Raw genomic sequence first — 9,378 nt, forward strand, 5'->3', positions numbered from 1 at the left:
CCTTCAGACAGTGTTGTCATCAATGAAGTTCTCGTCAGCGTCGAATCGGGGCCTGTTAGCCCACGGCCGCTGGCCTAAGTGCGCTGGCGACGCCCGTGGAACAGCCAGTACAACCCGAGGGCCACGCCCATGAGTGCTGCGGCGACGAGATAGACTCCGCGCAGCCCGATGGCCGGGGTGAGCGCTCCGAGCATGACCGGCCCGAGCCCGGTGCCCACGTCGAGGAAGATGAAGAACGTCGAGACCGCCAGCGCTGCCCGGGCGGGCCCGGCCAGGGTGACGGCGATGGCCTGGATACTGGGAAAGAGCGAACCGAAGCCCAGCCCGGCCGGGATCGCAGCGGCGATGACGACCCAGCCGGCCGGAGCCAGACCGATGACGACGAGGCTGAGGGTGAAGCTGACGATGAGCGGGTAGACGACGACATTGTCGCCGTAGGCGTCCTGCAGCCGGCCGACGAACAGCCGGCCGAGCAGCATCGCGACCGAGAACACCATGAAGAACACGCTGGCCGCCGCACCGAAGTCCTCTTCGTTCGCGAAGGTCTGGAGGAAGGCGAGCACAATGGAGTACGAGAACCCGGCCAGCAGCATGATGGTCGCAATGCGCACACTGCGGTAGTCGATGATCGTACCCAAGCTCAGCCGCCACTTCAGCGCCCGTTCCTCCGGCGTCACCGCTCTCTCAGCTGGGCGCAGCAGCAGGCTGAAGACCACGCCGATGACAGAGAGCCCGGCACACATGATGAACACGGCCGTGTAACCGTATGCCCCCGACAGCCACACGGCAAGGAACGGCCCCAGACCGGCTGACAGAGTCGTCGAGGTGCCGAAATAGCCCGTCCCCTCAGACCGCCGTGACTGCGGGATGAGCGATTGGGCGACCGCGGTGATGGTGTTCGACCCCCAGCCGAAGGCCGCCCCATGGATGAGCCGGATGACGATGACCAGCCAGATCTGATCGGCGACCACGTACGCCAGAGCAGAGATCACGAACACCACGAGCGCGGCGATCGCCGAGGTCCTCCGGCCGATGAAGTCGAGGTACTTCCCGGCGATGATGCGCGCCAGGGTAGCCCCGATGATGAAGGCGCTGGCCGTCAGTCCGGCGACCGAGGAGCCGGCGCCGAATTCGGTAACGGCGTAACCGGCCATCGAGGTGATGAGCACGTAGAAGGAGATGGAGAGGAAGAAGTTGATCCCGAAGGCCAGCAGGAACTGACCGGTCCACAGCGGCTGCGGTGCGGCGGCACTCGCCCCAGCGCCAGGGTGCGCTGTCATGGACGCACTCCCCCCGCCTCGGGGGCGGCGAACCGTCCGTGGACCAGCCAGTAGAGCACTCCGCTGACGCCCACCAGCAGCGCCGCGACAGCGTACATCGTGGTGAACGAGGTCGCTGCGATGAGCGCACCGAGGGCGACCGGTCCGAGCCCGAAGCCGATGTCGATCATGAAGAAGTACGTCGAGGTCGCCACACCCACGCGGGTGGGCCCGGCGCGGCGGATGGTGATCGCCTGGGTTGAGGACATGAGCGTGCCGAAGCCCACCCCGCCGAGCACGCCGGCGAGGATGATCGTCCACATCTGCGGGACGACGGCGATGAGCACCATCGCGGTGAAGAACGAGGCGTACAGCGGGTAGACGACGATGTTGTCACCGTAGCGGTCCTGGATGCGGCCGAGGGTGAGCCGGGCGATGAGTGAGGAGCCGGCGAAGGCGAGGAAGAACGCAGGTGCGGCATCGGCAACGCCGATGCTCGTTGTGTAGGTGGTCAGGAAGGTCATGACCGAGGAGTAGGCGACACCGGCGGTGAGCACTGCCGAGCCGATGAGCAGGCCCGAGGGGTCGAACAGGCGCACCGGGTGGAAGCTGCGCCAGCTCAGCAGCTCGCGCTCACCGGCGGCGCGTTCGGGCACGCGCAGGAACAGGATCGCCACCAACCCGAGCACCGTGAAGGCTAAGGAGGTGATGAACAGCCAGTGGTAGCCGTAGTCGCGTACAACGATGATCGCGATGAGCGGGCCGAGCGCTGCCGCCAGGGTCGTCGAGGTGCCGAAGTAACCGGTGCCCTCCGCACGGCGAGACGGCGGGATGATGTCCTGGACAGCAGCCATGATGGCGGTGTGCCCGGCGCCGAACACCGCGCCGTGGACGAACCGGACCGCCAACAGCAGCGGCAGCGAGTCGGCAGGAAGGTAGAGTGCACCGGCCACAGCGGAGAGGGTGAAGGCGGTGATGAGCACCCGGTAGCGGCCGAGCGTGTCGAGCATGGTGCCGACGAACATGCGGGCGGCGACCGCGCCGAGGACGAACGAGCTGGAGGCCAGACCGGCGGCTGAGTCGGAGGCGGCGAAGCGGATGACGGCGTAGCCGGCCATTGTGGTGATGAGCAGGTAGAAGACGAAGGAGAGGAACACGGCGGCGATGATCGCGACGGTGAAGTCCTTCGTCCAGAGCCTCGGCTCTGCCACGCGCCTCCCTCCCTTCCATCACTGCTGTCTCATCTGCCGCCTGTGCTCGCACTCCTGTTCGGCGACCTACTCACTGTAGAGCACCTCGGGCAGCCAGGTGACGATCTGCGGGAACGCCGAGAACAGCACGATCGCCAGACCGAGCACCACGATGTACGGAAGTGAGCCGCGCAGGATCTCTGTCAGCCGGATGTGCGGGGCGATTCCCTTGAGGACGAACAGGTTGAGGCCCACCGGCGGGGTGATGAGGCCCATCTCCATGTTGATCGTCATGATGATGCCGAACCAGATCGGATCGAACCCGAGTTCGAGGATGAGCGGCAGCAGGATCGGGGTGACCATCACAATGATCGACACCGGCGGCAGGAACAGGCCCATGACGAGCAGCACGATGTTGATGAGGACGAGCACCAGCCAGCGGTTGAGCTCGAGTTCGGTGATCGTCGAAGCGAGTTCCTGCGGCACCTCCAGGTAGCTGAGCACTGTGGCGATGACGGCGGAGAATGCGGTGATCATGAGGATCATCGACGACTGCGAGACCGAGGAGCGCAGCACGCCCAGCAGCTTGGCGCCGTTGTGCTCGCGGTAGGCGAAGATGACGAGCGCTGCGACGAGCAGCACGCCGATCGCTGCCGCTTCGCTCGGGGTGGCGATTCCGCGGTAGAGGACGATAAGTACGGCAGCGACGAGTGCGATGAACGGCAGCACCTTGAACAGCGCGGTGAACCGGTCGCTCCACGTCCAGGTCTCAGGCCCCGTGCCCGAGGCACCGATGACGCGGGTGCCGCCCGGCGCCTCGGGCGCGGTGCTGAGTCTGCGCTGCTCGCGGGAGACGGCGATGTAGATCCAGATGCAGAACATCACCATGATGACGATGCCGGGGATGATGCCGGCGGCGAACAGCTGGCCGATCGACTGCTCGGAGGCGATGCCGTAGAGGATGAGGGTGACGCTGGGTGGGATGAGGATGCCGAGGGTGCCGCCGGCGGCCACAGCTCCGGTGGCAATGCGCCCGGAGTAGCCGCGGGCCTGCATCTCCGGAACTGCGACCCGGCCGATCGCTGCGGCGGTCGCCGGTGAGGAGCCGGTCATCGCAGCGAACACGGTCGAGGCCACGACCGAGCTCATCGCCAGTCCGCCGCGGATCCGGGACAGCCATGCCTCGCCAGCGACGAACAGCTGGCGGGAGGCTGCGGAGCCGCCGAATAGGTTGCCCATGAGCACGAACAGCGGGATGGCGAGCAGCCCGAAGTCGTTGAGCGAGTCGAAGGTGAGCTTGCCGAACAGTTCGGTGTGCTCGGGGCCTAAGAAGATGAGGATGCCAGCGAGTGCCGTGATGGCGAGCGCGAAGGCGATCGGCATGCCGGAGGCGAAGAGGACGAGCGAGATGAGGATGATGAAGCCACCCTGCAGCAGCGGGCTCATGGGCGTTCCTCCCCGCGTCCGATGGGATGCTCAGGTGGAGAGGTGGCCGGTTGGTCGGAGGCCGGTTGCTCAGTGCTCGACTGCTCGGCGGCGTGGGCGTCGATCTCTGCCTGGATCTCCGCGGCCTCGCCGGTGGCGCCGAGCAGGGTGACATGAGCAGGGTCGAGGCGGCCGGTGAGAGCGAGGACGGCTTCAATGAGTTCGGCGACGTACTGGAGGAACACGAGCGCCATGCCCAGGGGCAGGAACGCATACGGCACCCACAGAGGCGGGCCCCAGGCGCTGGCCGAGCGGGTGTCGAGCGCGTAGGCCTGCTGCCACATCGTCCAGCCGGTCCAAGCGACGACGCCGACGACCCCGAGCACCAGCACTGTGGTAACGGTGCGCAAGATGAGCCGGCCCCGCAGCGGCAGCGCCTCAGGCAGCAGGTCGACGCCGACGTGGGCGTTGTGCCTGACGCCGTAGGCGGCTCCGAGGAAGGCGACACAAATGAGCAGGTAGATCGTCGTCTCCGTCTGCCACGTGGTCGGAGCTTTGAGGACATAGCGGACGAAGACGCCCCAGCCGGTGACGAGCGTCGCGATGATGAGGGCGGCACCGGCGATCAGGCCGGCGATCTCGGACAGAGTGTCGGCGATCCGGCAGATCGCCGGCTTCGGGTGGCCGTTCGTCGGCTGGCCGCCGGGTCGTTCGCGGGTGACAGGTGTGTGGCTCATTGCTGTCCGTGTCCGTTCTCCTGGGCGAGGTCCATGAGCTCGGCGCCGCCGGGCACGTCCTCGCGGAAGGCCTCCCACTGCTTGCGCGCCAGCGGCAGCCATTCGTTGAAGGCAGCATCGTCCATCTGCACGACATCGACGCCGGCATCCTGGAAGATCTTCTCGACCCGGGCGTCATCGGCTGCCGAGTCGCTGTAGGCACGCTCCTGCAGATCGGCGGCCACCTGCCGGACTGCTTCCTGCTGCTCGGTGCACAGCTGTTCGAACGCGCCCTTGGTGAGCGCCAAGGGCTCGTACATGAACCAGAAGGTGTTCTTCGTCGGTGACACATAGGAGGTGACGAGCTCTTCGAGGCGGTAGGAGGCGAAGGAGCTCGCCGACGTCACCGCCGCATCGAGCACCCCGGTTTGCATGGCTGAGTAGATCTCTGAACTCGGCAGGCTGGTGATGCCGGCTCCGGCATCCTGGAGCATGTACTCGACGTAGTTGCCGGCTGCACGCATCGTCGCACCCGGCGGCACATCGTCAGGGGTGAGCATCGGCTCGGACTTCGACCCGATGCCCCCGGCGTTCCACACGTGGACGAGGCGGACGAGCTCATGGTCGAGCATCGAGCGGTCAAGGGCCTCGCCCATCGGGCCCTCGTCCCACTCGCGTGCTTCCTTGTGGCTGCGCACCAATCCCGGCATGAGGCTGATCGACCATTCGGGCACATGGCCGGAGGCGTAGTCGAGCGGCATGACCGCTCCGTCAATGGAGCCTGCGAGCATCGCATCGTACTGGTCGTTGGGCTTCGATAGTGTCGCGTTGGCGAACACCTTGATGTTGACTTCACCGTCGGTTGCCTCCGAGACCTCTTCGGCGAAGTCCTCGGCCAGTTGGGAGCGGAAGTCGCTGCCGTCTCCGCGGGCAGCTGGCCACTGGTGGGACAGTCGCAGACTGTGGCTGGTGCAGCTGCTGGCGGCGACGATGGTGCCGTCACCGCTGTCAGCACTGCGTCCGTAGCCGGGCGCGCAGCCGGCGAGGACGACGAGCGCTGCGCTGGTGAGGACGGCACCAACGGTGGTGGGGCGAACCATGAGCATCTCCTTTGAAGCTGATGTAAATGGACTCTAACAAGCGTTCGGTGTGTCATTCACACGACACCCGCCATACGGACACGTCCACCTCCTCAGCAGCGGCGGATCCTGCGGGTGGTTGGGCAGGCGGCAGGCTGTTTTCGGCGTTAGGGTGGTGCTCATGACAGAGCTTTCACGCCCCACCAGCGGCATCGACGCCGTTGCCAATGACTACGTTGCCCGCCTACTCGACATGAGCCCCTCGTTCCGCATCTCGCTGGGAGTCGACGGCCGGATCGACGAACTCGATGACTACTCCCCCGCCGGTGCCCAGCGCCGCGCGGACCTCGCCAGGAACACCCTGTCCGCCCTCGACCAGGCCGTGGCCGCCGCCGAGACCCTCGACGACACCGACCGGGTGACCATCGATGCGATGCACGAGCGCCTGGAGCTCGACATCCAGACCGTCGAACGCGGCTATCATCTAGGCGATATCAACGTCATCACCTCCCCCGTCCAGCTCATCCGCGACGTCTTCGACCTCATGCCCACCGACTCGGAAGGCGACTGGGAGCACATCGCCGCGAAGCTCTCATCGGTGCCCGAGGCGCTCGACGGCTACCGCGAGTCCCTGACCACCGGCCGCGAAGAGGGCCGGGTCGCAGCGATCCGCCAGGTGACCGAAGCTGCCAAGCAGGCTGAGGAGACCGCCAAGCCCGGCGGGCACTTCGATGCCCTTATCACCGGCGCCTCGGTCCCAGAAGCACTTGCTGCCGCCCTGCAGGAAGGTGCCGAGCAGGCGCGGTCGGCCTACGGTGAGCTCGCACAGTTCCTGCGCACCGAGATCGCCCCGCACGCCGGCAGCGACGATGCATGCGGCCGCGAGGAGTACGAACTGCACAGCCGGACGTTCCTCGGCGCAGACATCGACTTCGAGGAGACCTACCAGTGGGGCCTCGACCAGCTGGCGCAGATCCACTCCGAACAGGAGAAGACCGCAGCCCAGGTCTCACCCGGCGATGACGTGTTCGCGGCGATGAAGGCACTTGATGAGGATCCCTCCCGGCAGCTGCACGGTCTTGATGCGCTGCGCGAGTGGATGCAGGCCACCGCTGATGAGGCGACCCGAGAGCTGTCGAAGGAGCACTTCGAGATCCCCGAGCCGCTCCACACGATCGAGTGCATGGTGCTGCCCGATGGCACCGGCGGGATCTACTACACCGGACCGACCGATGACTTCTCACGGCCTGGCCGCATGTGGTGGTCAGTGCCGGCCGGCACCGAGACGTTCTCGACGTGGCAGGAGAAGACGACCGTCTATCACGAGGGTGTGCCGGGCCATCACCTGCAGATCGGGCAGGCGACGTATCTCAAGGAGCAGCTCAACGACTGGCGCCGGCACGCCTGCTGGGTCTCCGGACACGGTGAGGGCTGGGCGCTGTACGCCGAACGGCTCATGGCCGACCTCGGGTTCCTCGACGACCCCGGTGACTACATGGGCATGCTCGACTCGCAGCGGCTGCGCGCCGCTCGCGTGTGCGTCGACCTGGGCGTGCATCTGAAGCTGAAGGCTCCGGAGTCGGTGGGCGGCGGCACGTGGGATGCGAAGAAGGCCTGGCAGTTCCTCACCGACAATGTCGCGATGGACCGCAGCTTCCTCGCCTTCGAGCTCAACCGCTACCTCGGCTGGCCGGGTCAGGCCCCGAGCTACAAGATCGGCCAGCGGCTGTGGGAGGAGATCCGCGACGAGGCCAAGGCACAGACCGGCGCATCGTTCAGCCTCAAGGACTTCCACGCCAGGGCACTGGCCGTGGGCTCGGTCGGGCTCGATACGCTGCGGCGGGCGCTGGTGTGACGGTGCGGTGCTAGCTGCGCGCTAGGAGTCAGCTTGCGGGCCGGTCGGGTGGTTTCACCTGACCGGCCCGCGTGCTGCGCGGGCAGCAGGTGACGGTGTGTGCACTTCGTGAGGAATCCAGACTCGTCGGGTCTGCACGAAATGCACGCGGATCGGCTCGATCGTGTGCTTTTCGTGTGGAATCGACAGCGCTCGAGTCTGCACGAACGGCCGTCAGGAGCCGAGCAGCTGCTCGGCGACGATCTCCCCGGTGACCGGCCCGAAGACCACTCCCCACATGCCGTGGCCGGTGGCGGCGGTGACGCGGTCGCCGATGCGGCGGGTGACGGGCCGGCCGTCGGTGCTGACCGGGCGCGGGCCCACCCAATGATCACGAGTGTCGGCCAGGTCGATGCCGTGGAGCAGCGGTGAGATCTGGGCGACGATCGCCTCGATGCGACCGGGCCGGAGTGGGGCGTCGGGGTCGGCGAACTCCATTGTGCCGGCGACGCGGATCGCGTCCTGGTACGGGGTGAGGACGACGCGCCGGGCCGGCAGGTAGACGGGGCCCTCGGGCAGGTGTGCTGGGTCGGCGTCGACGGTGAAGGAGTAGCCGCGGCCGCTGGCCTGGCCGGTGGCGGCCCTGCGACCGCAGATCGCGCGCAGCACGCCATCAGACCACGCGCCGGCGGCGACGACGAGCTCATCGGCGGTGAAGGCACGGCCCGTGCGGTCGACGACGCTGACGGAATCGGTGCCCGCATGGCCGGCCACAACCTCGGCGTCCGTGACGATCTGCACGCCGGTCTGCTCGGCGAGTCCGGCAAGTGCCTGGCAGTACTCGCCAGGGTCGATGTAGGCCTGTCCGGTGACACACAGGGCTGCGGTGATGCGGTTGGAGAAGAACGGCACGGTGGCCGGGTCGATGCGGTAGCTGCCGACGTCGATGCCGAGTTCGGCGATCTGGTCGAGTTCGGCGTCGAAGTCGACGATCGTGTCGTTGTCCTCGGCGCCGATGGTGAAGTCGGCCCGGTGTACGGGGCTCGTGACGCCGGCATCGGCAAGCCGGTCGAAGGCCGGCAGCGCCTGCCGTGCGAGGCCGGCATTGTCGCGCAGTGCGGCGTGGAAGCGGCGTTCGGTCATCTGCGCGGCGAACTTCGCCAGGAACACGGTCAGCGCCGGGGTGATGCGCGAGAAGGTGAGCGGGGCGTGCGGTTTCGTCACGGCGTCGATGCCGTGCCGCCACCCGCCGGGTGCGGCCAGAGGTGTTGCGAGACCGGGACACACCCAGCCGGCGTTGCCCCAACTGGCACCGGCGGCCACGCCTGAGCGGTCGAGGACAGTCACCTCTGCGCCGCGCTGGGCGAGCTGGTAGGCCGTGGCCAAGCCGATGATTCCTGCTCCGACGATCAGCACCCGAGTCATGGTGCCAGTCTGCCATGCCGGCACCGACGGCGGCAGGGCAGGTTGTCGTCAGGACGAGGAGATCAGGACAGCTCCCGCCTCAGCTGCACGGCGATGGCGCGGGCCTTCTCGGTGACGGCCGCGTTCGCGCCGTACTCAGGTGAGCAGTCGAGGAGCAGGACGACGAGCTGGTCGGCAAGCACCCGGTCACCCAGGTCGGGAACGGCGGGCACCGAACCAGCCGGCGCCTCGGGCGCGGAGGCCGTGTGCGCACCGGTGGCGGCCATGAGCACGGTCGAGCGGACCGGGCGGGTCGCCAGGCTCAGCGCGGCCAGGGACGACAGTGCCTCGCGGATCGCCTGGCGGCGGGTGCGGCCGTCGGCGAGCACGGCGTCGAGGCTGTGGTCAAGGTGGGGTGAGGAGGCGAGGGATGTGATGCGGATGCGAAGACGGCGGACCTCCTCGTGGGGG

8 protein-coding genes are annotated in these 9,378 nt (G+C 67.4%); 1 reads left to right on the top strand and 7 read right to left on the bottom strand.

The window, feature by feature from the left end:
* Positions 1-74 precede the first annotated feature (74 nt).
* From H9634_RS13515 to dctP, 5 genes are all read right to left on the bottom strand, one after another.
* Positions 75-1,280, bottom strand: coding sequence for an MFS transporter (locus tag H9634_RS13515; RefSeq protein ID WP_191727331.1), 1,206 nt, complete (start codon positions 1,278-1,280; stop codon positions 75-77).
* Positions 1,277-2,470: an MFS transporter gene (locus H9634_RS14955; protein ID WP_191727332.1), complete on the bottom strand. Its 1,194-nt coding sequence runs from the start codon at positions 2,468-2,470 to the stop codon at positions 1,277-1,279. Before H9634_RS14955 ends, H9634_RS13515 begins: the two co-directional genes overlap by 4 nt.
* Before the next feature lie 66 nt (positions 2,471-2,536).
* The gene (locus H9634_RS13525) at positions 2,537-3,895 is read right to left on the bottom strand and encodes a TRAP transporter large permease (protein ID WP_191727333.1); all 1,359 of its coding nucleotides are present in this window, start codon (positions 3,893-3,895) and stop codon (positions 2,537-2,539) included.
* A complete protein-coding gene (locus H9634_RS13530) occupies positions 3,892-4,611 on the bottom strand; it encodes a TRAP transporter small permease subunit (RefSeq protein WP_191727334.1) in 720 nt (239 codons plus the stop codon). The genes H9634_RS13525 and H9634_RS13530 overlap by 4 nt, the downstream gene beginning before the upstream one ends.
* A complete protein-coding gene (dctP, locus tag H9634_RS13535; RefSeq protein WP_191727335.1) occupies positions 4,608-5,690 on the bottom strand; it encodes a TRAP transporter substrate-binding protein DctP in 1,083 nt (360 codons plus the stop codon). Before dctP ends, H9634_RS13530 begins: the two co-directional genes overlap by 4 nt.
* 160 nt (positions 5,691-5,850) lie before the next feature.
* Here dctP and H9634_RS13540 point away from each other — a divergent pair, with 160 nt between their 5' ends.
* Positions 5,851-7,524 carry a DUF885 domain-containing protein gene (locus H9634_RS13540; RefSeq protein ID WP_191727336.1) on the top strand — a complete coding sequence of 558 codons (1,674 nt, stop codon included), beginning with the start codon at positions 5,851-5,853 and terminating at the stop codon, positions 7,522-7,524.
* Between the two features lie 213 nt (positions 7,525-7,737).
* Here the strand turns inward: H9634_RS13540 and H9634_RS13545 are convergent, their stop codons facing one another.
* The gene (locus H9634_RS13545) at positions 7,738-8,928 is read right to left on the bottom strand and encodes an NAD(P)/FAD-dependent oxidoreductase (RefSeq protein WP_191727337.1); all 1,191 of its coding nucleotides are present in this window, start codon (positions 8,926-8,928) and stop codon (positions 7,738-7,740) included.
* A gap of 62 nt (positions 8,929-8,990) precedes the next feature.
* The coding region (locus H9634_RS13550; protein WP_225210973.1) for a hypothetical protein at positions 8,991-9,378 on the bottom strand (388 nt) is incomplete at its 5' end.

Source organism: Brevibacterium gallinarum (assembly GCF_014836885.1).
Lineage (GTDB): Bacteria > Actinomycetota > Actinomycetes > Actinomycetales > Brevibacteriaceae > Brevibacterium > Brevibacterium gallinarum.